This is a genomic window from Microbispora sp. NPDC049125, assembly GCF_040802045.1.
In the GTDB taxonomy this organism is placed as follows: domain Bacteria; phylum Actinomycetota; class Actinomycetes; order Streptosporangiales; family Streptosporangiaceae; genus Microbispora.
Map to the genome: position 1 here is coordinate 36,358 of NZ_JBEZDW010000010.1, position 25,983 is coordinate 62,340.

The 25,983-nt window shown below is 72.7% G+C and carries 20 protein-coding genes and 1 pseudogene; 9 read left to right on the forward strand and 12 right to left on the reverse strand.

Annotation, left to right across the window (positions count from 1 at the left end; all coding sequences use genetic code 11):
• Window positions 1-309 precede the first annotated feature (309 nt).
• The 3 genes from AB0B72_RS14320 to AB0B72_RS14330 all read right to left on the reverse strand — a co-directional run bounded on the left by AB0B72_RS14320 (window position 310) and on the right by AB0B72_RS14330 (window position 3,088).
• Window positions 310-906 carry an HD domain-containing protein gene (locus tag AB0B72_RS14320; RefSeq protein WP_367739167.1) on the reverse strand — a complete coding sequence of 199 codons (597 nt, stop codon included), beginning with the start codon at window positions 904-906 and terminating at the stop codon, window positions 310-312.
• A gap of 252 nt (window positions 907-1,158) precedes the next feature.
• On the reverse strand, window positions 1,159-2,583 hold the full coding sequence (locus tag AB0B72_RS14325; protein WP_367739168.1) for an amidase: 1,425 nt from the start codon (window positions 2,581-2,583) through the stop codon (window positions 1,159-1,161).
• A gap of 97 nt (window positions 2,584-2,680) precedes the next feature.
• Window positions 2,681-3,088, reverse strand: a complete 408-nt coding sequence (locus AB0B72_RS14330) for a VOC family protein (RefSeq protein WP_367739169.1) — start codon at window positions 3,086-3,088, stop codon at window positions 2,681-2,683.
• 91 nt (window positions 3,089-3,179) lie between these two features.
• Here AB0B72_RS14330 and AB0B72_RS14335 point away from each other — a divergent pair.
• A pseudogene (locus AB0B72_RS14335) lies at window positions 3,180-3,839 on the forward strand (helix-turn-helix transcriptional regulator); the annotation flags it as partial.
• 374 nt (window positions 3,840-4,213) lie between these two features.
• Complete coding sequence (locus AB0B72_RS14340) at window positions 4,214-4,810, forward strand: ester cyclase (RefSeq protein WP_367739170.1); 597 nt, start codon at window positions 4,214-4,216, stop codon at window positions 4,808-4,810.
• Here AB0B72_RS14340 and AB0B72_RS14345 read toward each other — a convergent pair.
• From AB0B72_RS14345 to AB0B72_RS14355, 3 genes are all read right to left on the reverse strand, one after another.
• Window positions 4,726-6,324 carry a hypothetical protein gene (locus AB0B72_RS14345; RefSeq protein WP_367739171.1) on the reverse strand — a complete coding sequence of 533 codons (1,599 nt, stop codon included), beginning with the start codon at window positions 6,322-6,324 and terminating at the stop codon, window positions 4,726-4,728. The genes AB0B72_RS14340 and AB0B72_RS14345 overlap by 85 nt on opposite strands.
• A gap of 173 nt (window positions 6,325-6,497) precedes the next feature.
• Window positions 6,498-6,956, reverse strand: coding sequence for a hypothetical protein (locus tag AB0B72_RS14350; protein ID WP_367739172.1), 459 nt, complete (start codon window positions 6,954-6,956; stop codon window positions 6,498-6,500).
• Window positions 6,957-6,960: 4 nt separating this feature from the next.
• Window positions 6,961-9,432 carry a molybdopterin oxidoreductase family protein gene (locus AB0B72_RS14355; protein WP_367739173.1) on the reverse strand — a complete coding sequence of 824 codons (2,472 nt, stop codon included), beginning with the start codon at window positions 9,430-9,432 and terminating at the stop codon, window positions 6,961-6,963.
• A 229-nt stretch (window positions 9,433-9,661) separates the two neighbouring features.
• Here AB0B72_RS14355 and AB0B72_RS14360 point away from each other — a divergent pair, with 229 nt between their 5' ends.
• The 3 genes from AB0B72_RS14360 to AB0B72_RS14370 all read left to right on the forward strand — a co-directional run bounded on the left by AB0B72_RS14360 (window position 9,662) and on the right by AB0B72_RS14370 (window position 16,152).
• Window positions 9,662-12,547, forward strand: coding sequence for an AAA family ATPase (locus AB0B72_RS14360; protein ID WP_367739174.1), 2,886 nt, complete (start codon window positions 9,662-9,664; stop codon window positions 12,545-12,547).
• Between the two features lie 122 nt (window positions 12,548-12,669).
• On the forward strand, window positions 12,670-13,797 hold the full coding sequence (locus AB0B72_RS14365; protein ID WP_367739175.1) for an alpha/beta fold hydrolase: 1,128 nt from the start codon (window positions 12,670-12,672) through the stop codon (window positions 13,795-13,797).
• 21 nt (window positions 13,798-13,818) lie between these two features.
• On the forward strand, window positions 13,819-16,152 hold the full coding sequence (locus AB0B72_RS14370; RefSeq protein WP_367739176.1) for a GMC oxidoreductase: 2,334 nt from the start codon (window positions 13,819-13,821) through the stop codon (window positions 16,150-16,152).
• Here AB0B72_RS14370 and ligD read toward each other — a convergent pair.
• Entirely contained in the window at window positions 16,128-17,306 is a 1,179-nt protein-coding gene (ligD, locus tag AB0B72_RS14375; protein WP_367739177.1) for a non-homologous end-joining DNA ligase, read from the reverse strand. The genes AB0B72_RS14370 and ligD overlap by 25 nt on opposite strands.
• A 97-nt stretch (window positions 17,307-17,403) precedes the next feature.
• Window positions 17,404-17,907 (reverse strand): winged helix-turn-helix transcriptional regulator, encoded by a 504-nt coding sequence (locus AB0B72_RS14380; protein ID WP_367739178.1) that lies wholly within the window; start codon window positions 17,905-17,907, stop codon window positions 17,404-17,406.
• 77 nt (window positions 17,908-17,984) lie between these two features.
• On the opposite strand from AB0B72_RS14380, the gene AB0B72_RS14385 reads away from it, so the two are divergent.
• The gene (locus AB0B72_RS14385) at window positions 17,985-18,416 is read left to right on the forward strand and encodes a nuclear transport factor 2 family protein (protein ID WP_367739179.1); all 432 of its coding nucleotides are present in this window, start codon (window positions 17,985-17,987) and stop codon (window positions 18,414-18,416) included.
• 81 nt (window positions 18,417-18,497) lie between these two features.
• On the opposite strand, the gene AB0B72_RS14390 is transcribed toward AB0B72_RS14385, so the two are convergent.
• Window positions 18,498-19,466, reverse strand: coding sequence for a sugar phosphate isomerase/epimerase family protein (locus tag AB0B72_RS14390; RefSeq protein WP_367739180.1), 969 nt, complete (start codon window positions 19,464-19,466; stop codon window positions 18,498-18,500).
• Between the two features lie 130 nt (window positions 19,467-19,596).
• Complete coding sequence (locus tag AB0B72_RS14395) at window positions 19,597-20,598, reverse strand: phosphotransferase enzyme family protein (protein ID WP_367739181.1); 1,002 nt, start codon at window positions 20,596-20,598, stop codon at window positions 19,597-19,599.
• Between the two features lie 244 nt (window positions 20,599-20,842).
• Here AB0B72_RS14395 and AB0B72_RS14400 point away from each other — a divergent pair, with 244 nt between their 5' ends.
• Window positions 20,843-21,850 carry an acetamidase/formamidase family protein gene (locus AB0B72_RS14400; protein WP_367739182.1) on the forward strand — a complete coding sequence of 336 codons (1,008 nt, stop codon included), beginning with the start codon at window positions 20,843-20,845 and terminating at the stop codon, window positions 21,848-21,850.
• Between the two features lie 101 nt (window positions 21,851-21,951).
• Here AB0B72_RS14400 and AB0B72_RS14405 read toward each other — a convergent pair whose 3' ends face one another.
• Window positions 21,952-22,827: a ribokinase gene (locus tag AB0B72_RS14405; RefSeq protein WP_367739183.1), complete on the reverse strand. Its 876-nt coding sequence runs from the start codon at window positions 22,825-22,827 to the stop codon at window positions 21,952-21,954.
• A gap of 160 nt (window positions 22,828-22,987) precedes the next feature.
• Here AB0B72_RS14405 and AB0B72_RS14410 point away from each other — a divergent pair, with 160 nt between their 5' ends.
• Window positions 22,988-23,863 carry a sirohydrochlorin chelatase gene (locus AB0B72_RS14410; protein WP_367739184.1) on the forward strand — a complete coding sequence of 292 codons (876 nt, stop codon included), beginning with the start codon at window positions 22,988-22,990 and terminating at the stop codon, window positions 23,861-23,863.
• 262 nt (window positions 23,864-24,125) lie between these two features.
• Entirely contained in the window at window positions 24,126-24,881 is a 756-nt protein-coding gene (locus AB0B72_RS14415; protein WP_367739185.1) for an HD family hydrolase, read from the forward strand.
• On the opposite strand, the gene AB0B72_RS14420 is transcribed toward AB0B72_RS14415, so the two are convergent.
• Complete coding sequence (locus AB0B72_RS14420) at window positions 24,819-25,961, reverse strand: hypothetical protein (protein WP_367739186.1); 1,143 nt, start codon at window positions 25,959-25,961, stop codon at window positions 24,819-24,821. The two genes, AB0B72_RS14415 and AB0B72_RS14420, sit on opposite strands and share 63 nt — an antisense overlap.
• Window positions 25,962-25,983: the final 22 nt, after the last annotated feature.

A 25,983-nucleotide genomic window follows, 5' to 3' on the forward strand; every position in this document is an offset into this window, starting at 1 on the left:
GCACCACTCCGAGTCGTCAGCGACGCGACCGGAGTGCGACCACCGCGACGGCCCACAGGAAGACGGCCGCGATGAGACCCGCTGCACCAGTCCGGCATAGGGGGTGACGAACGGCGGTTCGATGACCGTTCGGCGCCTGGCGGAGGACCGTCCGACGCCGGCAGCGGGCGCAGGCCCGAACCTTCGAGGCGTCCTCGCGCTAGATGACATCACCGATGTGGTGCACGACCCCGATCGACCAATTTAATCATTCTGTACCCGGGATGCTTCAGTCGCCAATCGCGCCACAACCGATCTTGCACCTCGGAGTTACCGGGCCCTGTACCCATACTCATCGATGAATGGCTGGAGATCAGGAATACCGAAAATGCCGGCCATCAACTCAAGCATGCCGACTTTATCTTCCCCGAAACGGCGAATATAAGCCGAATAGGAGCCAAGAGAGACGAACGATGGAGGGTCGCTCTTACTGTGAAACTTGTCCGCGTACATTACCAGCATTTCCTCGTTCGATTCTGCAAGATAATCGGCCGGGGGCAACGGCAGACGCTGCCTCACCACGTCATCCCGACTTATTCCCATTCCCGTGTGGCACGAGCAGAAACGACAGATCACATCCGGCAGGCCCTCCTCGCGAAGCAGTTCGTGACCGAGAATGCCGTGCATTACATAGCGAGCGTGATCAAGTCGTCCATCGGTGTCGTACAGTCGATAGACTCCAATGTCATGGAGCAGGCTTCCAACCTTCACTAAATTCACGTCGACACGAAGGCTGGAGTGAGAAATCAGCTGCTCTGCGATTCTGGACACGATTTCGCAGTGGGTATACACGAGATTGAACGCTTCCCGGTTGGGGGCGTATTTCATATGCAATGAACGAATTTCATCGTCGTTTGGAAGCCGCACGCAGGGAGTCTAGCAAGGTGCGATCACGGCGTACTGACTGCTAGCGGCCGGCATGAAGCGAGGAAATCTCCTCGTCCACACCCTTGACCGACCACCCTGGAAGCACAGCAATCAGAACTCGTTATGGCAGGCGACCAAGGCCCAGGCTGTACACGTCATCTCGGCCTGAGCTCAGCTTTCGGCCGGAGATTTCCCCGCTCGGTGAACAGACGGAACTTCTGGGAGACGATCGCCTACCCTTTCCGGGTACGGTCAGCACTTCGTACCGGTGGGATCCAGGCGGGGATCGATCGGCGTCAATCGCGGAGTCCGCGCCTCGATCTCGGCGGCGGCGTCCAGGCACAGGTCCTCGCGGAAACGCGGACCGATGATCTGCACGCCCTGCGGCAGGCCCCCGGCCTCTCCGGTCGGCACCGCCACCGCGGGCAGTCCCAGCAGGTTCACCACCACGCTCATGCGGAGCGCCGCCGGCCAGCCGGCGAGCCATTCCGGGTCGAGGTCGGCGCCGACCGGGAACGCCGGACTGGCGCAGATCGGCGCGAGAACCAGCGGGGTACGGCTCATCCAGTCGTTCCAGGCCCGGGCGATCGCGGCGCGCTCCATCATCGGATCGAAGGCGCGGTCGCCGGCCGCCCGTTCCCAACTGGGCTGGTACGCGGCCCAGAAGCGCACGAACTCGTCGGAGGCGAGCGTCTCCACCGGTGGCTGTTCTTCGTGCGCACGGCTGTGGTCCGACATGATCTGGGTGTAGATCTCACCGGCTCGGGTCAGCGCCGGGGCCTCGTGTTCCTCGACCAGGTAACCGGCGTCCGCGAGGAGCCCGGCAGCCCGCCGTACGGCGTCCGTCACCTCGGGATGCACGCCGCCTCCCTGCTGGTCCATGACCACCGACACCCGTATCGGCGTCGCCATGGGCGGTCCTTGGAGGGCGACCGGCGCGTACCAGGGATCACCGCCCGCGCGTCCGCACATGTGCTCGAAGGCCAGGCGCAGGTCGCTCACCCGCCGCGCGATCGGTCCGTGTACGCCGAGCAGCTGGAACGCGAACGGGGCCGGTCGCCCCGGCAGGCCCGACTGGGCCACGCGGCCCAGCGAGGGCTTCAGCGCGCAGACGCCGCAGCACAGAGCGGGCCAGCGCAGCGAGCCCGCGCCGTCGTTGCCCATTCCCACCGGGGCCATGCCGGTCGCCACCGCCACCGCGTCACCGCCGCTGGATCCACCGGGCGTGTGCCCGGCCGACCAGGGGTTGCGCGTCGCACCCCGCAACCCGTTGCCGGTGTGCCAGCGCATGCCGAACTCCGGCATGTTCGTCCGGCCGACCGGGATCGCGCCCGCCGCCCGCAGCTCCGCGATGTGCGGGGCGTCGCACGGCGCCACCGCGTCGCGCAGCGCGGCGATTCCCAGCGTCGTCGCCGAGCCCGCGACGTCGACGTTCTCCTTGATCGTCATAGGGACGCCGCACAGCGGACCGGCCGCCTCACCTTCGCGCAGGGCCTTGTCGGCGGTGTCCGCCGCGCGCAGCGCCTCCTCCCCGAGCACCACGGTGACCGCGTTCACGCGCGAGTTCACCGCGTCGATCCGATCCAGGTGCGCCTGGACCACCTCACGGCGCGACACCTGCTCGTCCCGGACCAGCCGCGCCAGATCCCCGGCGTCCAGCTCCCACAGTTGCGCCACGGCGTTCTCCCTCGGTAAGCCTGCCGCAGAACGTAGGACCGGAGTTCACGAAAAGGCAGTCTTGTTCTTCCGGGCGCCTTCAGCCGGGTCCGGTTCGTCACTCCGCGGCATCGGCGGGTGAGCCCAGGATCTCCAGGTAGTGCGGGTTCCGCATGACGCCGAGGATGTTCCCGAACGGGTCGACCACCGAGGCGGTGACGAATCCGGCGCCGCGCTCCCGCGGCCCCTCGTACTCCTTGGCCCCCTTGGACAGCAGCTCCCCGAACGCCGCCGTCACGTCGTCGACGTGCCAGTACACGATGGCCCCGCCCGGACCGGCCGGGGCGCCCGCGGGGGCGTGGCGGCTGTCGATCAGCCCCAGCTCGTGCTGGTAGTCGCCGAGCCGGAACTCGACGTACCCGGGCCGTTCGAAGTAGGGGTCGACGCCCAGCACGTCGGCGTACCAGGTGGTCGCGGCGGCCAGATCGTCCGCCCAGAGATTGATGGTGGCGAGTCCTCGCAGCATGGGTCTTTCCTTTCGTCTCCGTCTTCGTCGTCTTGGAATCTAGGCACCCAACAGGTCAGTGAATGTCCTATTGGCGGGCCAGAATGAATTCATGCGTGATCCATCCGGCAGGCTCCTGCGACTGCTGTCGCTGCTGCAGACTCCGCGCGAGTGGACGGGTGCGGAGCTGGCGGGCCGTCTGGACGTCACGGCCCGCACGATCCGGCGCGACGTCGACCGCCTGCGGGAGCTCGGCTATCCGGTCCACGCCACCCAGGGCAACACGGGGGGCTACCGGCTGACCGCGGGGACGGCCATGCCTCCGCTGCTGCTGGACGACGACGAGGCGATCGCCATCGCCATCGGCCTGCGCACCGCCGCCACCGCCGCCATCACCGGCATCGAGGAGACCTCGCTCCGCGCCCTCGCCAAGCTGGAGCAGGTCCTCCCCGAACGGCTCCGCCATCGCGTGAAGGCGCTGTCGGAGGCGGCGGTTCCCCTGCCGTACGGTGACGGCCCGGTGGCCGACGCGGACGTCCTCGCCTCGCTCGCCGCCGCCTGCGTGATCTCCGAGAAGGTGCGCTTCGCCTACACCAAGGCGGACGGCGAGACGACCCGGCGGCTGGCGGAGCCGCACCGGCTGGTGGTGGCGAGCCGCCGCTGGTACCTGGTGGCGTTCGACGAGCACCGGGCCGCCTGGCGGTCATTCCGGGTGGACCGGATCACCGAGGTGCACCGCACGGGAGTCCGCGTACGCCGCCGGGATCTGCCCGACGGCGTGGACGTCACGACCTGGGTGACCACGGCGATGGTCGGAGCGGATCTCCAGAGCCGGCCGGCCACGCGGGGGCGTGCGCGGGGACCAGGGTGAGCGGCACGGGCGTGCGCGCCGGCGCCCGGCCGGCCCCGTGGCCGAGTGCCGGCCGCGCGAGCGAGCCCTGAGGTGCACCGCACGGAGTCCGCGTACGCGGCCGCGACCCGCCCATCGGCCCGGCGAGGCGGCAGGGCTCTACCCGGACTCGCCCCGGCGAGGAGGCTCGCGGGCATTCCGTGAGGGGCCCCCGACGGCTTCATGGCCCGGAGCCGACCTGCCCGTGGGTACTGTGATTCGAGGGTTGACATCCCGACCACGGAGGGCCGGCGGCGATGGTCGACAAGTGGGCAATCAAACGTGGGCTGGCCGACGCGATCAACGCCCACGACATGCAAGCGCTGCTCGATCTCTTCAGCGAGGATGCCGTGCTCGTCTCTCCCGCGGGAATGGCGGAGGGACGCGAACAGATCGCGTGGCTCTACGAGCAGTTCTTCAGGGGCTTTCCAGACCTCCGCCTGACGGTGTGGTACGAGGCCACCGACACCGACCGGCCCATGATGGTCGAATGGACGGCGACCGGCACGCACACCGGGCCGTTTCTGCTGCCCGACGGACGAGAACTGGAGGCGACAGGCCGCCGCATCACTCTGCGCGGCTCCTGCGCGTCGTTCGTCGAGAACGAGAAGGTCGTCACGCACCGGGAGTACTTCGATCAACTGGAGCTGTACACACAGCTCGGCCTCCACCTCTCAGGCGACGGTCCGGCCCCGTGTGGCTCCGCAGCCAATGGCTCGCCGGGCTCCCATCGACAGGCCGGCCCGGTAGGCGGAAGCGGCGCGGCCGGTCACCAGGCGAGGGCGGACACCGAGGGGTCGCCGCGCCAGACGACGCGTCCCGGCAACGTGAACACAGGTGGCTCTTCGGCGTAGGCGGAAAGGGCGTCTGCGGGGAGGTCGATGCGGACCAGCTCCCTCCACGCGTCGGCGCACTTCCGCCCGGCCGTCTCGTCGCCGGTCCCGCTATGGAAGACGAGGAGGTGGCGCCCTGTGGAGTCGGTCGCGAGCGCGGCGCCCGTCGCGCCGCACGCGGACTGGTCGACCAGGCCGACAACCCCGCCGGCGCCGTCCACGAGGGCGAGCCTCGGGTCCTGCCTGCCGTCGACGTCCCCGATGCTGGCGACTACCCACCCGGTGGCGGAACCGGCAACCATCGCGGATACTCCCATCGCCCGCACACGCAGGTGCCTCCGGGGGCCCCCGCCAGGCGCCGCCGTGTCCAGTGCCAGCAACTCCATCCATTCCGAGGCGGTGACGCCCTGGAAGACCAGGGTGGCGGGGCCGTCCCAGACGAGGCCGCGGACGCCGTCCGTCCCGGTGCCCCGCAGCGGCCACTCCCTTGCCGGGCCGAGGACGCCGATCACCGCGGCCCACGGGCCGTCGCCGGGATCCGCGTACTGGCCGTCACCCGGATCGACGTTCTGGCGGGCGTACGCGATCCGGCCCTCGGGGGAGACGGCGAGATCGCGGACGAGGCCGTCGAGATCTCCGCCCACCGGCCCGTCCACCCGCGCCACGCCGCCGCCGTCCACGCTGATCCGGTAGACGCGGGAGCGGGCCGGGCCGAGCCCGTCGCGCCGGAGGGTGCTCGCCGCGGCGACGTAGTGTCCCCGGCCGACGTCGCGGGCGACGGCCGTGTAGTTGTAAAGCTCGGGGTCGGCGGCCGGGACCCTGCCCACCTCCACCCCGCGCTCGAGGTCCAGCACGATCAGGCGGCGGCCGGAGATCATGAGCGCGTGACGGGGCGTGCCGTCGGCCGCGACCGCCGCAGGCGACGGAGCCGTCCACTCGACCTGTACGGCCACGAGCGTCGCGGCGGCCACGACCACGGCGGCTGTGACGAGGCCGATCCTCCGCCAGGGCAGCGGACTCCGCCGCAGCGGGTCGCGCAGCCCCGTCCAGGCGGCGGCCATCACGAACAGGGCGGGCCCGAGCGACCATGCGACATCGGCCGGCGAGAGGATCGACAGGAGGTCGGGGTCGACCGAGCAGGCGGCTTCCTCGGGCAGCGGATCGAGCCAGGCGCCGATCGCGGTGATCACATAGCCGAGCGCGACGGCCAGCGTCCCCACACCGGCCGCCCACTGGTGCACCCGGGGGCGTCCCCTCCCCCGTACGGCCACGGTCCAGGCCAGCAGGGCGAGCAGGACCGGCGTGCCGGTGACCAGCCAGCTCTGGATCGCCGACAGGAGGTCCACGAGCTTCTCGTGCTGAGGGTCCTCCATCGGGCCGTACGACGTCCAGCCACAGGTGACCGTCTCCAGGAGTCCGGACGGCAGCAGCCCGGGGGGCAGGAACACGACGAAGCCCCCAGCCAGGGACCACAGGGTCATCCCGGCCGCGAGGCACCACCAGAACAGGGGGACACGGCGCGACGTGGCAGCCATGACAGGCACAGCGGACACGGCAGGCGGGGCGGGGGCCAAGGGGGGTGCCTCCGGAATGGACGCGGCAGGAAGTGATCAGCGAAATGCCGGGACTCTACCAAGAGGCGACGACGCGATCCCTTTCGAAAGCACCGGCCGTCACGAGGTGACGGACTCCTCGTCGGCGCCGTCTATCAGGGGACGACGACGAGGGCCTGCGGCGCGGCCTGGCGGATCCGAGTGCGGAGCCACCGCAGGTGGACGGTCGTCTCGGGGCCGCAGTGGCGGACCACGTCCAGCAGCTCCTCGTCCCTGACCCCCTTGGCGGCCTGGGCGACGACCCCCCACGAGACGTCGCACACGGTTGCCAGGAGGTACAGGTCGTGCAGGTCGCGCAGTAACCCGAAGCCGCCCCGCCGGGCCCCGGCGAACAGCGGGGCGTGCAGGCGCTCCGGCTCCTCCGGAGCGAAGTCGGAGTAGTGCCTCAGGAACGGCTCCACCCGGCGGGCGTGGGCGCTGCACTGCCCCGCCAGGCGTTCGCAGACGCCGTGCAGGTCCGGCTCCCGGGGGTGCCCCCGCCTGACGGCGCGGAACGCGTCCGCCAGCTCGTTCTGCGACCGGTGGAGCAGCCCCAGGTAGTGGGCGAGGTGCACGGGCTCACACCTCCTCGAAGCGTTCGGACGCCTCCGCCGGGGCCCGGGCCGTCGCGGTCACTCCGGGCTCGCCCCCGGCCGCCCCCAGACGGCCGTGCAGGGCCGGCGCGGCGGGGCACGCCTCCTGGGCTCCGGCCGTCTTGGCGACCCGCACCGCCGCCACCGTACGGAGCGGCTGCCGGGAGACCGGGTCCCACGCGGTGAGCGTCAGCTCGGCGGCGGCGCGCGCGGCCTCCCCCCTGTCCGCGTGACCGAGCGGCAGGATCACCACCCCGGGCCGCAGGCCGGACAGGCGGGCCCTCGCCTCCAGGGCGCCGAGGGGCGACTCCACGCGCACCAGGTCGCCGTCGGCGATCCCCAGCGCGGCGGCGTCGCCGGGATGCACCTCCAGGACGGGCTCCCGGGTCCTGTCGCCGAGCGGGGCGAGCCGGGTGGGGAAGCGGCGCAGCGCGCGGCTCGTGGTGAGCACCAGCGGGTACTCGTCCCCCGCGACCTCCGGAGACGGCTCGTAGTCGGCGGCGAGAAGGAAAGCCCTGCCCCCGGGGGCCAGCGCCGTGTACCGCTCCTCGCCCCACTCGGCCCCCGTGGCCAGGTCGTGCCCGTACGTCTGGCAGCGGCCGGCGGACGTCGCGAAACGGCCTCCGGCGTACAGGCGCTCCACGCCGTACGAGCCGCCCGGGGTGCAGGGCCACTGGACGCCGCCGCCGCGCAGCCGGTCGTAGGTGATGCCGGTGTAGTCGCAGGGACGGCCCTTCGAGCAGGCCTTCCACGCCTCGAACGCCTGCTCGGGGCCCGCCCAGCCGACGAGCGGCCCGCCCTGCCTGTCCCGGAGGTCCATCCGCCGGGCGTAGTCGAGCAAGATGTCGAGGTCGGGCCTCGCCTCACCTGGTGGGTCCACCGCCCTTTCGCACAGGTGGACGGTGCGGTCGTCACCTGTGACCGTGCCGGTCTTCTCCCCCCACGCGGCGGCCGGCAGCACGACGTCGGCGACGCGGGCCGTCTCGGTCAGGTACAGGTCCTGCACGACGACGAACGTCTCCTCGGCGGCGAGGACGCGGGCGAGGCCGGGCATGGCGTCCACCGGGTCGGAGGCGCAGACCCACAGCAGCCCGATCGAGCCCTCCTCTGCATACCTGAAGATCTGCGCGGCGTGGCTGGGCGGCCCCCAGTGGGGGATCGCCGACGTGTCGACGTTCCACAGCCGGGCCAGCTCCCGCACATGCCCGGCGTTCGCCCAGTTGCGCAGGCCGGGCAGGTCGCCGGTCGCGCCGGTCTCCAGCGCGTTGCGGCCGGACGGCGGCCCGCCCATCTGGAGGACGCCCCCTCCGGGGCGGCCGAGCATGCCGCGCAGCAGGTGGAGGTTGTTGACCTGGCAGGCCGCGGCGGTCGCCTGGTTCGACCGGTGGAATCCGCCCTCCACGGTCGAGGTCAGCCGCTCGGCCGCACCCAGGATCTCGGCCGCCCGCTCGACGAGCCCGGCCGGCACCGCGCAGATCTCCGCCGCCCGCTTGGCGGGATAGGCCTCCACCACCCGCCAGAGCTCGGCGAACCCGAGGGTGTGGGCGTCGACGTAGGCCGCGTCGTACCAGCCGTTGGCGATGAGCTCGTGCAGCAGGCCGTTCATCAGCGCCACGTTGGTGCCCGGCCGTACGGCCAGGTGGACGTCGGCCTCCCTCGTCACCGGCGACTCCCGCGGATCCACGGCGATCATGGCGGGTGGCGCGGGCCCCAGGCGGCGGTCGAGCATCCGCTCCCACAGCACCGGGTGCGCGGCGGCCGCGTCGTGGCCCCACAGGGCGAGCGCGTCGCAGTGGTCGACGTCGGCGTACGTGCCCGGCTGGCCGTCGGAGCCGAAGCTCGCGGCGAGGGCGGCCGACGCGGTGGCCGCGTGCCAGCGGGTGTCCCCGTCCATGTGCGGCGTGCCGATCCCCGCCTTGCCGACGACCGCGAGCGTGTAGAGCTCCTCCAGGAACAGCCGGCCGCCGGTGTGGAAGCCGAAGCGGCCCCATCCTCCGGGGCGGGCCAGGAGCTCCTTCGAGCGGGCCACGATCCGGCCCATGGCGTCGTCCCAGGTCGTCTCGACGAGCCGGTCGCCGTCCCGGACGAGCGGGCGGGTCAGGCGTCCCGCGCGGGCCTGCCAGCCGTGCCGCTCCCCCGGGTCGAGCCTGCCCTGGCCGACCCGATCGCCGGCCCGGCCGCGCACCCCGACGATCCGGCCGTGGCGGACCGCGACCTCCAGGCCGTCGCCGCCGGAGCCCGCGGCGGAGGCGGCCGGCACCCAGCGCTCTACGTCGGCCTCGTCGACTCCGTCCTCCAGGAACACGTCGACCCGCGCCGGCCAGGGGCTTCCCAGGCGGATCACCGGGGGAAGCGCGTCGCGCATGCGTCCCGGAAGTGCGGCGGCCAGGCGTTCCACCGCGTCCGGAGGTCCGTACGGGGTGCGCCGCCCCCTGGGATCGGCGATCCGGTCCAGCACCTGGCACCTCCGCGGTGACGATGTGTGAACGAGGCTCCCCTTACCCGGTCAGACGGGCCCCTGATCCCCGAATCGCCCGAACTGACCGGTTCCTTTTCGAATACTTTCCATCGGGTGTTAATGCTGGGCTCTGTCGCCTCTATGGCCGACTGATCTGTAAAGTGCATTTACTCGTCGTTGTCGGCGCGGCTGATCGGTCTGACGGGTCCGCGCGTCGTGTGGGGTGGGAATGGATGGACGTACGGCCCAGCCGGTCGTAGCGGGCCCTCCCACGCCGCTCGTGGGGCGTGCCGGCGCCCTGACCGCTCTGGACGAGGCTCTCGACGCGAGCCGCGACGGGTTCCACTTCCTGGCGCTGGTCGGCGAGCCCGGCGCGGGCAAGACACGGCTGCTCGGCGAGCTGGTGGCGATGGCCGACCGGCGCGGCCTGCCCCGGCTGTGGGGCCGGGCCGCCGAATACGAGCAGGTGATGCCGTTCAGCGCGCTCGTCGACGCGCTCGACGACCACCTCGACGCGCGGCGCGGCGACGTCGCCGGATGGGTGGACGCCGCCGAGGCGGAACTGCTGGCGAGCGTCTTCCCGGCGCTCGGCCCCCCGGACGGGCCCGCCAAGGCTCGCGCGGGCGACCGCAGCGGCCTGGCCCGCTACCGGCTCTACCGGGCCCTGCGGCACCTGGTCGACGCTCTGGCCGCACCGGCGGGGCTGCTGCTCGTCCTCGACGACGTTCACTGGGCCGACGACGCCACGCTGGAGTTCCTCGACCACGTCGTGCGCCACCCGCCGCCGGGGCCGGTGCTGGTCGCGGTCGCCTACCGCCCGGCCCAGGCCGCCCCGCGCCTGGCGACGCTGGCCGGGGCGGCCGGGCCGCGCGGTCACGAGGTGAGCGTGGGCCCGCTGAGCCCCCAGGAGGTCGAGCAGTTCCTCGGCCCCGCGGTGGGCCCCGGCCGCAGCAGGGCACTGTACGAGGCCAGCGGCGGCAACCCGTTCTACCTGGAGGCGCTGGCCCGGATGGGGGACACCGAGGTGGCCGCGCTGCCGCCCACGGTGCTCGCTGCGCTCCGGGTCGAGCTGGGCGACCTGTCCCCGGACGCCCTGCTGGTGGCGCAGGCCGCCGCCGTAGCGGCCGACGAGTTCGAGCCGGCCGTCACCGCCGTCGCGGCCGAGGTCCCCCACGGCACGGCGCTGGCCGCGCTGGACGAGCTGGTCGTGCGTGACATCGTCCGCGCCGCCTCAGGCCGGTTCCGCTTCCGCCACCCGCTGGTGCGGCGGGCGGCCTACGAGTCGGCGGCGGCCGGTTGGCGGCTCGGCGCGCACGCGAGGATCGCCGCGCACCTGGCCGAGCTGGGCGCCCCGGCGACCGTCCAGGCCCACCACGTGCAGCACTCCGGCACGTTCGGTGACCGGCGGGCCGTGGACGTGCTGGTCGCCGCGGCCCGCACGGTGGCGACGAACGCGCCGGCCACCTCGGCGCACTGGCTGCAGGCCGCGCTGCGGCTCATGCCGGACGACGACGCCACCCGCGAGGAACGGCTGGCGCTGATGATGGAGCTGAGCTGGGCGCAGGGCGTCAGCGGCAGGCTGGCCGAGGGCCGCGACACCGCCCGCCGGCTGCTGCGCATGCTCCCCGAGGACGACTTCCCGCGCCGCGCCCGGGCCACCCGCGTGTGCGCGCTGATGGAGCGCCAGCTCGACCGCCCGCAGGAGGCGCGGGCGCTGCTGCTCGACGAGCTCAGCCGCATGCCGAGCCCCAGGGCGGCGGCGGCCGTGCCGCTGCGGATGCGGCTGGTGGCCGAGAGCATGATGCGGGTGGACTTCCGCGCGGCGCAGGCCGTCCTCGACCTCATGCCGGACACCGCCGACGACTGGGAGCCCGGCCTCGCCGTGGCGGTGGCCGCGCTGCGGCCCATGCCCGCCCTGGCCGCCGGGCGGGCGGAGGAGGCGCTGCGCTACGCGGAGACCGCCGACCGGCTGCTCGCCGCCGTCCCGGACGACCACCTGTCCGAATGGCTCGACGCCATTGCGTGGCTGTGCTGGGCGGAGACCAGCCTCGGCCGGTACGACGACGCCCTGCGGCATTTCGACCGGGCGGCGGCCGTGGCCCGCTCGACCGGCCAGAGTTACATCCTGACCAACCTCCTCGCCGGCCGGGCCAAGACGCTGGTGGCGATGGGCCGCCTGGAGGAGGCCACGGCCGCCGCGGAGGAGTCGGTGGAGGGCGCCCGACTGCTCGACTCGGGCCAGCAGCTCGTCTTCGCACTGACGCAGCTCTGCCTGGCGGCCTCGTGGACAGGCGCGGACGAGGCGGCGATCCTCGCGGGCGACGAGGCCGTGCAGTGCGGTGTGGGCGGCGGCGAGGTGTGGGAGGCCAGCGCACGCTTCGCCCGCGGGCAGGCCCTGGTCAACGCGGGCAGGCTCGCCGAGGGCGCCGAAGCCGTCCTCGACGCCTGCGACGGGTTCGACGAACCCTCACTCGACCGGGGGACGCTGCTGCAGGCCTGCGAGACCCTCGCCCGGGCCGCCGCCGGCCTGGGCGACGCCGACGGCTTGACGACCTGGGTGTCGCTGGCGGCCCGGTTCGACGACCCCGGCCTTCCGTCCTTCTCCGGCTTCGCCTCGCTCGCCCGGGCGCACGCGCTGCGGGAGGCCAGGCCGGAGGCCGCGGCGGCCGCCGCCGAGACGGCGGCGCGGATGCTGTCGTCGAGCGAGCGGCGGCTGGACGCCGGCCGCGCCCTGCTCGCCGCCGGGCTCTCCTATCTGGAGGCCGCCCACCGCGGCCGGGCCCGGGAGAGCCTCAAGGCCGCCGCAGAGATCTTCGACGCGTGCGGCGCGCGCGGCCTGAAGGCCCAGACCGACCGTGAGCTGCGCCGCCTCGGCGTCCGGGTGAGCGCGGGGGTGAACACGGCCGCCGCCGGCGGCGCCGCCGAGCGGCTGGGGCTGTCGCGCCGGGAGCTGGAGGTGGCCCGGCTCGTCGCCGAGGGTCTCACCAACCAGCAGGTCGCCGAGCGGCTGTTCCTCAGCGTACGGACCATCGAGACCCACCTGTCGCGCATCTTCGCCAAGCTTGAGGTCACGTCACGGGTCGGCGTCGCCACGGCCCTCAACCGGCTGCGCTGACGGGCGCCGGCCCCGCGGACGACCGTGGGCGCCTCGCGGTCTCGGCAAATGTACGAGTTTTCCACGATGCCGCCGGTAGGTAAGTGATTGGGATGGTTGCCCTGGCCAAGGAGGCTGATCGGATGAAGCACCGGATACCCCGGTTCACGCTGGAAGGTGTGCGGGAAGCCGAGGTGACGGTCCATCCGTTCTCCACCGAGGACGAGCTGGGGCTCACCCTCACCCGGTTCCGCCGGGCGGACAGCCCGGCGCCGGACGACGTGGTGCTGCTGGTGCACGGCCTGACCTCGTCGAGCGACATGTTCATCATGCCGGAGCACGAGAACCTGGTCGCGTTCCTGCACGACAACGGGTTCGGCGACGTGTGGGCGCTCGACTTCCGGATGAGCAACCGGTTCACCTACAACGTCGAGACCCGCAGGCACACGCTGGACGACATCGCTCACTTCGACCACCCGGCAGCGCTTCGTGAACTCCGCCGCCATGTGGGGGCGCGGCGGATACACGTCGTGGCGCACTGCCTGGGGTCGTTGTCGTTCCACATGAGCCTGTTCTCCGGCGCCCTGGACGGGATCGCCAGCTTGGTCGCCAACAGCGTCGCGCTGACGCCGCGGGTGCATCCCTGGGCGCGGGTGAAGCTCACCCTCGGGCCGGCCCTGCTGGAGTACGGCACCGGCCTGCCGTACCTGGACCCCCGGTTCAGGGACGCGCCGCCGCTGACCCGCCGCAGGCTGATGGCCTGGGCCGTCTCCCGCTTCCACCCCGAATGCCGGGAGGCGGCCTGCCACATGCAGAGCTTCATGTGGGGCAGCGGGAAGCCCGCCATGTACCGGCACCGCAACCTGCGGCCGCAGACCCACCTGCACGAGCGGCTGGCCGACCTCAACGGGGCCTGCGCCCTGCACTACTACCGGCACGTCCGGAAGATGGTGGCGGCGGGGCGGGCCGTGAAGTTCGACCCGCTTGACCCGCGGCACGCCGCGCTGCCTGACGACTACCTGGCAGGCGCGGCCCGCGTGGACACGCCGATCCTGTTCCTGACCGGCGACCACAACGACGTCTTCACCGACTCCAACGTGGTCTGCCACCGCCTTCTGTCCGAGGCGGCCCCCGGCCGGCACGAGCTGCGCGTCCTCCCCGGTTACGGGCACATCGATCCGCTGATCGGGCAGAACGCGCACGTCGACGTGTTCCCGCACGTCCTCCACTTCCTCAAGCGGCACTCCGGCGGCACCGTCATCGGCGCCTGACGCGGCACTGAGAGCACATCCATGGAACACGTCGACACGGTGGTTGTCGGTTCGGGCTTCGGCGGCGCGGTGGCGGCCTACCGGCTCGCCGAGGCGGGCAGGCAGGTGGTCGTGCTCGAACGCGGCCGGCCGTACCCCCCGGGATCCTTCCCCCGCACGCCGGCCCAGCTCGGGAAGGCCTTCTGGGATCCGGGCGCGGGCCTGTACGGCATGTTCGACGTGTGGAGCTTCGGCGACTGCCAGTCGATCGTGTCCAGCGGGCTGGGCGGCGGCTCCCTCATCTACGCCAACGTCCTGCTGCGCAAGGACGAGGAATGGTTCGTCCACGAGGAGGCGCTGCCGGGAGGCGGCTACGAGTCGTGGCCGGTGACCAGGGCGGAGCTGGACCCGCACTACGACGCCGTCGAGCAGATGATCGGCGTGACGCCGTACCCGCTGAACCGCCCGGCGTACGCCGACACGCTGAAGACGCTCGCCATGCGGGACGCCGCCGCCGAGCTGGGGCTCGACTGGCGGCTGCCGCCGCTGGCGATCAGCTTCGCCCCGTCCCCCGGGGCGGAGGCGGAGCAGGGCACACCCGTGACCGACCGCGAGTACGGCAACCTGCACGGCGTGCCCCGCCGTACCTGCCGGCTGTGCGGGGAGTGCGACATCGGCTGCAACGACGGCGCGAAGAACAGCCTGGACCACACCTACCTGTCGGCGGCCCGAAGGCACGGCGCCGAGCTGCGGACCCTGCACGAGGTCCGCGGCGTCCGGCCGCGCCTCGGGGGCGGGTACGACGTCGAGTACGTCGAGCACATGCCGCCGGCCGTGGCGGGCGGCGACGACCGCCGCGCGCCGAGGCGGACCGGCCCGCACACGATCAGCTGCGACCGGCTGGTCCTCGCCGCGGGCACGTACGGCACGTCGTACCTGCTGCTGAAGGACCGCGCGGCCTTCCCCGGCCTGAGCCGGACGCTCGGGACGCGTTTCTCGGGGAACGGCGACATGCTGGCGTTCCTCCTGCGGGCCACCGACCGGAGCAGGACCCGGCCGGTCCAGGCCAGCCGGGGGCCGGTCATCACCAGCGCCATCAGGCTGGAGGGTGAGGCCGGGGGCCGGGGAGCGTACGTGGAGGACGGCGGCTATCCCCAGTTCGTCGACTACCTGGTGGAGGGCGCCGACGTCGGCGGCGAGCTCGGCCGGGCGGCGCGCTTCCTGCTGGAACGGCTGCGCGGCCGGCTCACCCACGACACCAACCTGTCGGCGGAGATCGCCGGGCTGATCGGCGAAGGCGAGCTGTCGGGCTCGTCGCTGCCGCTGCTCGGCATGGGCCGCGACGTCCCCGACGGCACGCTGCGGCTGCGCGACGACCGGCTCGACGTGGACTGGGACGCCCGGACCAGCCAGCAGTACTTCGACGGGCTGCGCGCCACGATGCGGCGGATCGCCCACGTCCTCGGGGCCGAGTACGCCGACACCCCCTCGTGGCTCGGCAAGCGGGTCATGACGGTGCATCCGCTGGGCGGCGCGCCGATGGGCCGGCACCCCGGAGAGGGCGTGTGCGACCCGTACGGCGAGGTGTTCGGCTTCCCCGGCCTCTACATCGCCGACGGCGCCGCCATGCCCGGCCCGGTCGGGGCGAACCCGGCGCTGACGATCGCGGCGCTGGCCGACCGCATGGCCACGCGCATGCTGGAGACCACCGCCCCCGCGACGGCCGCCGCCAAGCCGGGCTCCGGACCGGACGCCGAGCCGGCGGTCTACGGGGACCGGACGTCGCTGTGGTTCGTCGAGGAGATGCGGGGAGCCCTCCAGCCCGGCGGGGACGACCCGCGCTCCCAGGCAGGAGTGCCGGGAAGCGGGCCCTTCGCCTTCCGCCTCATCATCACCGTCGACGACGTCGACCGTTTCCTGACCGAGCCGGACCACCAGGCCCGGGCGGAGGGGTGGATCGACGCCGCCGTCTGCGGGGGCCGCCGTCCGATCTCCCGGGGCTGGTTCAACCTCTTCACGCCAGGGGACGCGCCGGACCGCCGCCGGATGCTCTACCGGCTGCACTTCTGGGACGGCGACGACCGTCCCCGGACGCTGGCGGGCTGGAAGGACGTCCACCACGGGCCGCCGACGCGGCTGTGGCTGGACACCTCCACCCTGTACGCCCGGCTGCTGGAGGGCCACGTCGAGGAGGGCGCCGACGAGGGGGCGCGGGCGGTGGCCGCCGGAACGCTGCGCATCTCGCCGGCCGACCTCGCCCGGATGCTCGCCACGTTCCGTACGGCGGGGCCCGGCGGCGCGGCGGCGCTCGCCCGCTTCTGCGGGTTCTTCCTCGGCGAGCTGTGGGACGTCTACCGGCCCCGCCAGGGGTCGTAGTCGACCTCCAGCGGCTCCTGGGCGGGCCGCTCGGCCTCGGGGACGTGCTGCAGGTTGACCCTGATCCGCGTCCAGGTGGAGCTTCGCCCGCGCATGGAGTTGACCAGGACGTCGGCCGGTTCCAGGTGCCCCGCCACGCCGGGATGGCGGGCCTTCCACCGCTCGAACCCCGCCATCGCCTCGTCCTTGGTCTCGGCTCTGGCGATCTCGATGAGCGGCATGAGCTGCCTGCGCCGGCCCTCCCCCTTGGGGGCGGCGGGCCTGGGGCCCTGGGCCCGCGCCAGCTCCAGGAGCCCGTCGAGCGAGCCCACGGCGTCGTCCATGCCCGCCCACGGGTCGCCCACCTCGGCGTACCGGTCGGGCACGCCGGCGATGGTGAACCGCCCGGGATCGCAGTCGCCGACCTCGTCCCAGCTCAGCGGGGTGGAGACCAGGCCCGTCGGCCGGACGGAGTAGGCGGAGGCGACGGTCCTGTCACGCGCGTTCTGGTTGTAGTCGACGAAGACGCCCCACCGCTCCTCCTTCCACCACCGGCTGGTCGCGATGTCGGGAGCCCGGCGCTCGACCTCCCGTGCCACGGCCTCGGCGGCCCGCCGCACCTCGGCGAACGTCCAGCGAGGCTCGACCCGGGCGTAGACGTGGAAGCCGCGGGAGCCGGAGGTCTTCGGCCAGGCGGTCAGCCCGTGCTCCTCCAGCACCTGCCTCGCCACCAGGGCCACCCCCACGATCTGGTCCCACTCGACGCCCGGCACCGGATCGAGGTCGATGCGCAGCTCGTCGGGGTGGTCGAGGTCCCCGGCGCGCACGGGATGGGGGTTGAGGTCGACGCAGCCGAGGTTGACGGTCCACAGGAGCGTGGCGAGATCCCGGATGACCACCTCGTCCGCCGTCCGCCCCGAGGGATAGGCCAGCTCGACGACCTCGATCCACTCGGGGCGCTTGGCCGGCGCCCGCTTCTGGAAGAAGGCCTCCTTGTCCACGCCGTGGACGAAGCGCTTGAGGATCACCGGACGGTCGGCCACGCCGCGCAGCGCCCCCTCGCCGACCACCTGGTAGAAGGAGATCAGGTCCAGCTTGGTGTGCCCGGTCCGCGGGAAGACCACGCGGTCGGGGCTCGTGATCGGCACGACCCTGCCGTCGAGCTCCAGCGTCATGCGGCCACGATACGCCGGGGGCCCGCCCGGGCCAGGGGTCCGGCGCGCAGGCCGCGGGGAGACCGCATTCGATCGCCCGGCCCCGTGAGGGAGCTCCTCAGGCGGTCCTGGAAGCGAGCCGGCGGGCGAGCACCCAGGTGCCCGGCCCCGCCGCGCCGCCCGGCCCGGGAACCGCGGTGACATCCTGGGCGGTCACCGCGCCGCCGCACTCCGAGCAGGTCACGCCGGGGGTGAACACGGCGCCGCACGCGTCGTGCCGCAGGCGCAGCGGCGGCCCCTCGTCGGGCGCCGCCCACCGGTCGCCCCACGCCGTCAGCGCGAACAGGATGGGCACCAGCTCACGGCCGGGCTCGCTGAGCCTGTACTCGTACCTGACCGGCCGCTCCTGGTAGCGGACGCGCTCCACGATTCCGTGGCCGGCCAGCTCACGCAGCCGCGTGGTGAGCAGGTTGCGGGAGATGCCGAGGTCTTCGACCAGCTCGTCGAACCGGTTCACGCCCAGATGGAGGTCCCGGAGGATCAGCATCGTCCACCAGTCGCCCATCACCTCCAGGCTGCGGGACAGGGAGCAGCGGAACTCGGCGAAGCTGGTGCGGCGCATGAGCCGAGACTAGTCCGTTGCCAGACTGAACTCACTTGTCTACGGTGAGTTCAATACCAAGACTCACTGGAGGCGGCATGTACCACGCGCTGGTGGCGGCGAGAGTACGCGGGCTGTGGCGGAGGATCGAGACGGACGGCTTCGAGGTCGCCGTACGGCAGGCCACGCCCGGCATGACGTTCACCTTCGTCGGCGACACGCCTCTGGGGGCCCGCCTCACCGGGCGCGAGGAGTTCCGCGGCTGGTTCGAGCGCGCCGTGGCACTGCTCCCCGGGCTGCGGATCAGTGCCGAGGACGTGACCGTGGCCGGGCCGCCCTGGAACACCCGCGTGGCCGTACGCCTCGCCGTACGGGCGACGCTGCGGGACGGGACCGTCTACACCAACCAGGGCGTCCAGTGGATCCGGCTTCGCTGGGGGCGGCTCGTCGACGACTGGGTGCTCGAAGACACGCTGGCCCTGGCGAGGGCGTGCGCCGTCCAGCAGGCGGAGCCGGTGCGGCCCACCTGAGCTCGCTCGCCTGACCTCGACGGCCCGGCCACGGGGGCGCGGGCCGCCCGGGATGCCGGCTCGCCGGCTTGCCTGGAGGGGTCAGGACTCCGCGGCGCGCAGGGCGTCTTCGAGGGCCGCCCGGTTGGCTCGCTGGTCGGCCACGGCCCGGGCCGGTCCGGGAGGCCCGATGTCCCTCACAGCCTCGTCGTTCCCGGACGGCGCGGGGATGTCCTGCTCGACGACGATCCAGCCCTCGTAGCCGGCGCGGCGCAGCTCGGCGGCGACCGCCGGGAGGTCGAGGTCCCCTGCGCCGAGGGGCGGGAAGCCGCCGCCGCCGACCACGTCCCACAGATCGCCGCCGGCGGCGCGGACGCGGGCCAGCGCCGCCCGGACGGCGTCCTTCACATGCACCTGCCGGACCCGGGAGCCCCAGTCGCGGATCGCCGTCACGGGGTCGCCTCCCGCCAGCCACAGATGCCCGGTGTCCAGGCAGAGCGAGACGTCCGTGAGCTCCAGCAGCCGCTCGATCTCGTCCGGCGTCTCCACGTCGGTGCCGAGATGGTGGTGGAAGACGGGCTCCAGGCCGCGCTCGCGGCAGCGGGCGGCCGCCTCCCCCACCCGGGCGGCGAAGGCCGGCCACTCGGACGGGGCGAGCCGCAGCCCGGGATCGGCGGGCATTCCGGGGCGGGCGAACCTGGCGGGGTGGTCCGGGCAGGCGAGCGTCGGCCTGGGGGCGAAACGGGCGTCGCCGGCGAGCGGTGGCACGCCGGCGAAGACGTCCAGCGCCGTCTCCAGCGCGGCCACGTCCTCCGCGAACCCGCCCGGGTCGCCGTACCGCAGGTCCACCCAGCCGCCCGCGAGGGCGAGCCCGTGCCGGGCGAGCCGGTCCGCGAGCTCCTCGCCCTCCCCCAGGTAGCCGATCGGGCCGGAGTCCGTGCCGTCGTATCCGGCCGCCCGCATGGTGGCGAGCAGCTCGTCCGGGCCGGGGAACGCCGCGTCGGCGCGGTAGACGCCGAAGCTGACGGGCGCGCTCGCGATCCGGAGCCCGCTCCGCCACCCACCGGTCATCCCGTCATTGTGCCGCCCGCGTCCGCCGCCGTCACGCCCGCGGCGGTCCGTGCCGATCGCGGTCCGGGTTCGGAGTGGTCCGGTTTCTCGCGGTGATCCGGTTTCTCGCGGTGATCCGGTTCGGAGTGATTCAGAGTGATCCGGTGAGGTAGCGCTCGGCCAGCTCGCAGCTGCCGCGGGTGTAACCGGCGCCGAGCTCCCTGGCGACGTCGACGGCGGAGTGGGACCCGATCCAGGCGACGAGGAGGAGGCGGCGGAACATGATGAACGTCCAGATCTCGGCCGCGTCGTCCTCGGGCAGATCGAGCACCGACCGGTAGCCGCGGACCCAGGAGTCCGCCATCCGCGGCACCTGGGGGTCGTGCTCCATGAAGCTGACGGCGGCGCCCAGGTCGTAGAGGTACCAGCCGAGGCCGCAGTCGTCGAAGTCGATGACACCGGTGCCGGCGTCGTCGTCGGCGAGCAGGTTGGCCGGGCGCAGGTCGGCGTGGATGAGCCCGTAACGCTCCGGCCCCCTGCCGAACCGGGCGAGCCGCTCGCGCAGCTCGGCCTCCAGCCGGGACAGCACATCGTGCGCCTCCTTGTCGACGCCGGCGCCGTCCTGCCACCTGCCCCACCTCGCGACGGAGCCGAAGGCGGCCTCGCAGTCCCAGTGGAACCGGGTGAACGACGCCGGACGCGGCCACTGGCGGGCGTGCCTGTGCATGCGCGCGGTGATCGCCCCGAGCTGTTCGAAGTCCTCCACCAGGCGGTCCTGCGCCGGCTCGCCGCCGGAGAGGAACTCGAACATGACGCAGTCGCGCGGCTCGGCCCCCGGGTCCTCGACCGTGAGCACCCTCGACCCGTCGCGGGCGGGCAGCACGGCCGGGGTCCGGATACCCTCGTCGGCGCGCAGCGCCTCCAGCCAGGCCAGCTCGGAGGCGATGGCGTCGCGGGAGTGGTAGCCGAGCCGGTGGACCCTCAGGATCGTCCGGAGGCCGCCGTCGTCCACGGTGAACGTCGCGTTCTCCGACACGTTGACGAGCGTCACCTCGGCGTCCGGTGACACGTCGTAGTGCCGCAGGGCGCGGCGGGCGACGCTCTCGACGCGGGTCAGCACGTCGTCGCCTGCGGACAGGTCGTGCACCTGCATTGCTCTCCTCACGCTCCCCGGCAGGGACACCGCCCGGGGGTCGGCTGTTCTCGGTGTGAGGACTACGAAACACCGGGCGCCTTGCCCGAACAAACGGACAACTGCCACGATTCACGCATCTACGGTGATACCGCACACCCGGCTGCAGGCGCGACGGTGAAGTACGTCATCATCGGACGGATCGTGCCCGACCCGACGGAGCGCGACAGATCGCGTCTCGCCTGACCAGTTCCGAGGAGAGCCGATGGCCGTCTCGTACGACCCCGACCCGGACGCCGACCCGGCGAGCCTGACCTACACCTTCGGCGGCGCCGCTCCGGTCATGTCGGTGCGGCCGGGGACGGTGCTGTCGACCTGGACCAGGGACTGCTTCGCCGGGCGGGTCCGCTCCACCGGGGACCTGGTCTCCAAGGTCTGCGACCCCCGGTTCATCAACCCGCAGACCGGCCCCTTCTACGTCGAGGGGGCCGAGCCGGGGGACACCCTCGCCGTCCACTTCGTCAGCATCGAGCCGAGGGAGGCGCGGGGCGTCAGCTCGACCGTGCCGTTCTTCGGCGCGCTGACCGGCACAGGGACGACCGCCCTGCTGCACGAGGCGCTGCCCGAGCGCACCTGGATCTACGACATCGACAGGGACGCCCGGCTGGTCCGCTACAGCGCGCTCGACTCGCCGTACGAGGTGGACCTGCCGCTGGACCCCATGCACGGCACGGTCGGCGTCGCCCCCGCCCTCGGGGAGGTGCGCAGCTCCCTCGCCCCCGGCGACTGGGGCGGCAACATGGACACCCCGGAGATGCGCGCGGGGACCACCTGCTACCTCGGCGTGAACGTCGAGGGCGCGATGTTCTCCTTCGGCGACGGCCACGCCCGCCAGGGCGAGGGCGAGACGTGCGGGGTGGCGGTGGAGACCGCCATGGACACCGTCGTCGTCATCGACCTCATCAAGGGCGCGCCGTGCGCGTGGCCGCGGCTGGAGAGCGACGACTTCATCATCACGACGGGCTCGGCCAAGCCGCTTGAGGACGCGTTCCGCATCGCGCACGCGGAGCTGACCCGGTGGCTGGCGGCCGAGACCGGCCTGTCCACCCTGGACGCCTACCAGCTCGTCTCGCAGGCGGCGCTCAGCCCGGTCGCCAACGTGGTGGACACCGTCTACACGATGACCGCCAAGCTGCCCAAGGCCGTGCTCAAGGGCGTCGCGCCGATGGGCGGCACTCACGCGCGCCTGCGCGCCCGTGCGGCCCTCCTGTAGCCGCTGGAAGCGCCGGGCGCCCAGCCCTGTGGCCGGATGCCGCCCGGCGGCCCGCTGGAGGCGCCACGGCTCACAGGGCCGCGTCTATCTCATGACGGCGTCTATCTCATCGCGGCGTCTATCTCATGGCGGCGGGGCATCGACGTGCTGGCGCCCTCCCGCTGGACGGACAGCGCCGCGGCCGCCACGGCGAACTTCAGCGCGTCCTCCGGGGCGAGCCCCTCGGCCCTGGCCACGGCCAGCGCCCCCGCGAACGTGTCCCCCGCCGCCGTGGCGTCCACCGCCCGCACCGGTACGGCGGGCACGCGCAGGCGCATGCCGTCGCGGGAGCCGTACAGCACACCCCGCGCCCCCAGCGTGACGACCGCCTCGGGCACCATGTCGAGCAGCGCCTCGACCGCGGAGCCCGGGTCGGCGAGGCCGGTGATCGCCGCCGCCTCGTGCTCGTTGGGCACGATCAGCCGCACGGCCTCCAGCAACTCCCCGGGAAGCGGGACGACCGGCGCCGGGGTGAGGATCACGTCGGCCCCATGCACCCTGGCGGCGGCCGTCACGGCCTCCATCGGCAGCTCGAGCTGGAGGAGGAGGGCGTCGGACCGGGCGATGACACGCGCGTCCTCCTCCGTGGGGCCGGTGACGGCGCCGTTCGCCCCCGGCACCACGATGATCGAGTTGTCGCCGCCGTCCTCGACGACGATGTGGGCGACCCCCGACGGCCCCGGCACGGTCCGCAGGAGGCCGGCGTCCACACCGGCCTCCTCCAGGGCGGCGCGCAGGCCGGGGGCGAAGGCGTCGTCACCCACCGCGCCGATGAACGCGACATCCGCTCCCGCCCGGGCCGCGGCGATGGCCTGGTTGGCCCCCTTCCCCCCGGGGACCGTGCGGAAGGCCCGCCCCGTCACGGTCTCCCCCAGCCGGGGAGCCCGCGCGACATAGGCGACGAGATCCATGTTGGCGCTGCCGAACACCGAGATCACCGGCCGCTCCTCTCCCCCGAAAATTCAGGAAGACCCACCACAAACCCGGACATATCATCAGGCGTACGTAACAGCCTCGTGAACTTACTAGATCACCCATCAGCAACAAGCCGCGCGTTGGTTCCGCTCTTCGACCCAATTCGCCCTAGAATCCGCCGGTGTGAACGAAGGTCACGACGACCCGCCGAAGCTTCCCACCCGGGAGCGATCGTCCCGGCCCGGGACGGGGCGCCACCGGCGGCCGCTGCCGGCCGAGCTGCCGCACGACGCGCCGGCTCTGGTCCTGGCGGTGCCGGGAAGGCCCACGGACGCGGCGGAGGCGAGCGAGGACGTGGCCGCCGAGGTCGCCACCATCGTCCGGCTCGACAACCCGCAGATCGACCTTCGCATCGTCTCGCTCGGGGACGGCGGCGCCGACCTGACCAAGGAGTTCTCCACCATCGCGGCCGAGCGCTCCGCCGACGGATACGCCGCCGTCGTGGTCCCGCTCGTCACCGGGCCGCACCCCCGGGTCCTGCGTGCCGTACGGGACGCCGTGACGCAGAGCGAGACCGCCGTCAAGATCACCGAGCCGCTGGGGCCGCATCCCCTGCTGGCGGAGGCCCTGCACGTCCGGCTGGCGGAGGCGGGCCTGGCCCGCGCCGACCGGATGCGGCTGTTCAACGTGTCGTCCCCGGTCGACGGGATCATCGTCGCGACCGCCGGAGGCGACGAGGCGGCCCGGGGGGCCGACGCGACCTCCGTCCTGCTGGCCGCGCGCCTGACCCTTCCCGTGGTCCCGGCCGCTCTCGACGGGGTGCCCACCATCCGCGACGCCGCCGAGCGGCTGCACAAGATCGGCGCCAACCGGCTGGCCGTGGTCCCGTACGTGATCGGGCCGGAGGCCGACCTCGATCGCGTCATGGCCTCGGCCGAGGCGATCGGGGCCGGATGCGCGGCGCCCCTCGGCGCCCACGAGGCGGTGGCCCGGATGGTGTGCGTGCGGTACGGCGCCGCCTTCGGCGGCTTCGACGGTTTCGACGACCTGTCGGAGTGACCCCGGCGCCCCGGCGACAGCCGGTCAGGCGCCTTTCCCGACCCGCGATCGATCTTTCCCCGCACCGGAGAACGCCTTTCATCGGAATTCATTCGAACGCCGATCCCGTTCGCCGGCCCCGCTATGCCGGTGCGGCGCCGATCCTGCGGGACGCCGAACCACCCGCTACTGTTGCGAAAAGGCCAGCTGCACAGTGCGGACCAGGGTAGTCGTCGTATGCCACGGGTCCGCGAACGGTGATCGAGGCGAGGGCGGCCTGACAGTGAACGATGCGGTGAACGACCTCGGCGGCAGCGTGCCGGCGGGCTCCGGCGGCGGCGTGCCGGTCGACGCGCGAACGCTGATCTCCGTGATGGGGGAACTGGCCGTTCCGCCCTGCGGAATCGAGCGGACATCGGTGGTCCCCCTGGGCGCCGGCCGCCGGGAGAACGACGCGGAGCACTCCTTCGCCCTCGGCCTGGTGGCGCTCTGCCTGGCTCCGCTGGTCGACGGCACCCTCGATCTGGGGCTGATAGCGAAGTACGCGCTCGTTCACGACCTGCCGGAAATACACTCCGGCGACGTCTCCGTCTACGCGGACCCGGCCGACCTGGAGAAGAAGGCCCTGCGCGAGGAGGAGGCGCGTGAGACCATCACCCGGGATTTCGGCGAGCTCTTCCCATGGCTCATCCAGGAAATGTACGGCTACAAGGCGCAAGGCGATCCGGAGAGCCGGTTCGTCTACGCCCTGGACAAACTCCTTCCCCATGTCAATGTGCTGCTGGCCGATTATCATCCGGTGCGGCCCACCTGGGAGGCGTACAAGCACACCGAGGAAGTGGCCAGGCGGAAGATAAATGCGAGCTGCCCGGCTCTCATTCCGCTGTTCGAGGAGCTGTGCCGGGAGTTCGCACAGCGCCCGCATCTGTTCTCCGGCGTGCCGGGCTCCTCCGGCGTCTCCGGCGCGACCCGGAGCTCACGCGGCGCGCGGGACGACGATGGTCGCGAAGGCGAGCAGGGCGGCCCCGGCCACGGCTGACAGCACCCTCGCCGGCAGCGGGAAGTCCAGCCCCACGACGGCCGGCAGGGCGACGAGGAAGGCTCCCGCGGAGCTCGCCGCCACCCGCGTGAGCAGCCGTGAACGTGAGCGCCGTACGATCACCGGGAAACCGGCTCTGGTCGTCAGGGAGTCGCCCGCCGGGGACGGGGCCCCCTTGCTCTCCTCCAGCCGGACGGTCACCCGGGTGAGCGCGTCGAAGCCGAGCATCGCGGGCTGCAGCCAGAACTCGACGGCGTCGTAGCTGAGAGCCACGTCGCAGGAGTCGTCGGACGAGGTCTTGAGATAGGTGCCGTCCGTGGCGCAGACGAGCCGCTTCGTGGTCTCCGAGTATCTGTCGCAGTAGAAGCTGACGCGCATCTTCACCGACATCCTGTCGCTGAGGGTCAGCCGGCCCGAGGCGTCGAACCGTACCTTTCTGTCGCCGGTCAGCGTCGGCTCCTCGATGCGGACGAAGTAGGAGGAGCGGAACGTCGGGTGCTTCGCGAGCCGCCTGGCGACCCCCAGCCACAGCTGCGGGTCGTCGCCGCCGCCCTCGTGGAGGTGGAGATCGGGGAACCGGGCGGTGGCCGGGTAGTAGCGATGGCCGTTGGCCTCCGCCAGCTTGTCGACGAACCGCCTTCCCTCGGCTCTGATCCCCGCCTCGGTCAGCGGGAGCTCCTCCACGTTCGCGTACTCCTCCACCCGCAGCCGGAACAGGAACAGGTCGGCCACGCAGACGGCGCCGACGACCGAGGCGAAGCGCACAGGCACGACGAACGGCATCTGGGACGGCGACTGGGACGGCGGCTCGGACGGCGACTCGGACAGCGACTCGGACGGCGGCTCGGACGGCGGCTCGGACGGCGACTCCACGTCGGCGACGAAGCCCAGCAGGCAGCGCCGGCCGACGACGGAACGGTCGGCGATCATCTGCTGCAGGGACGGGACCACGTAGTCGGCCTCGTACCGGAACTGGATGAGGGCCCCTCGCGGCAGGGCCAGGGCCGACAGGACGTCCTCCGCGTACCTGCGGCGGTGGTTGGACGAAAGCAGGAGGACGAAGGGCCGAGTAGCTGGCATGTGACCGGTTCCTTGCGGGGAA

What these genes read in the sequence shown, in the direction of transcription:
- AB0B72_RS14345 (WP_367739171.1), bottom strand. Translation starts at nt 6,324, where the DNA reads ATGGCTGCCACGTCGCGCCGTGTCCCCCTGTTCTGGTGGTGCCTCGCG.
- AB0B72_RS14395 (WP_367739181.1), bottom strand. Translation starts at nt 20,598, where the DNA reads ATGCAGGTGCACGACCTGTCCGCAGGCGACGACGTGCTGACCCGCGTC.
- AB0B72_RS14420 (WP_367739186.1), bottom strand. Translation starts at nt 25,961, where the DNA reads ATGCCAGCTACTCGGCCCTTCGTCCTCCTGCTTTCGTCCAACCACCGC.
- AB0B72_RS14385 (WP_367739179.1), top strand. Translation starts at nt 17,985, where the DNA reads ATGTACCACGCGCTGGTGGCGGCGAGAGTACGCGGGCTGTGGCGGAGG.
- AB0B72_RS14380 (WP_367739178.1), bottom strand. Translation starts at nt 17,907, where the DNA reads ATGCGCCGCACCAGCTTCGCCGAGTTCCGCTGCTCCCTGTCCCGCAGC.
- AB0B72_RS14365 (WP_367739175.1), top strand. Translation starts at nt 12,670, where the DNA reads ATGAAGCACCGGATACCCCGGTTCACGCTGGAAGGTGTGCGGGAAGCC.
- AB0B72_RS14360 (WP_367739174.1), top strand. Translation starts at nt 9,662, where the DNA reads ATGGATGGACGTACGGCCCAGCCGGTCGTAGCGGGCCCTCCCACGCCG.
- AB0B72_RS14330 (WP_367739169.1), bottom strand. Translation starts at nt 3,088, where the DNA reads ATGCTGCGAGGACTCGCCACCATCAATCTCTGGGCGGACGATCTGGCC.
- ligD (WP_367739177.1), bottom strand. Translation starts at nt 17,306, where the DNA reads ATGACGCTGGAGCTCGACGGCAGGGTCGTGCCGATCACGAGCCCCGAC.
- AB0B72_RS14340 (WP_367739170.1), top strand. Translation starts at nt 4,214, where the DNA reads ATGGTCGACAAGTGGGCAATCAAACGTGGGCTGGCCGACGCGATCAAC.
- AB0B72_RS14370 (WP_367739176.1), top strand. Translation starts at nt 13,819, where the DNA reads ATGGAACACGTCGACACGGTGGTTGTCGGTTCGGGCTTCGGCGGCGCG.
- AB0B72_RS14400 (WP_367739182.1), top strand. Translation starts at nt 20,843, where the DNA reads ATGGCCGTCTCGTACGACCCCGACCCGGACGCCGACCCGGCGAGCCTG.
- AB0B72_RS14390 (WP_367739180.1), bottom strand. Translation starts at nt 19,466, where the DNA reads ATGACCGGTGGGTGGCGGAGCGGGCTCCGGATCGCGAGCGCGCCCGTC.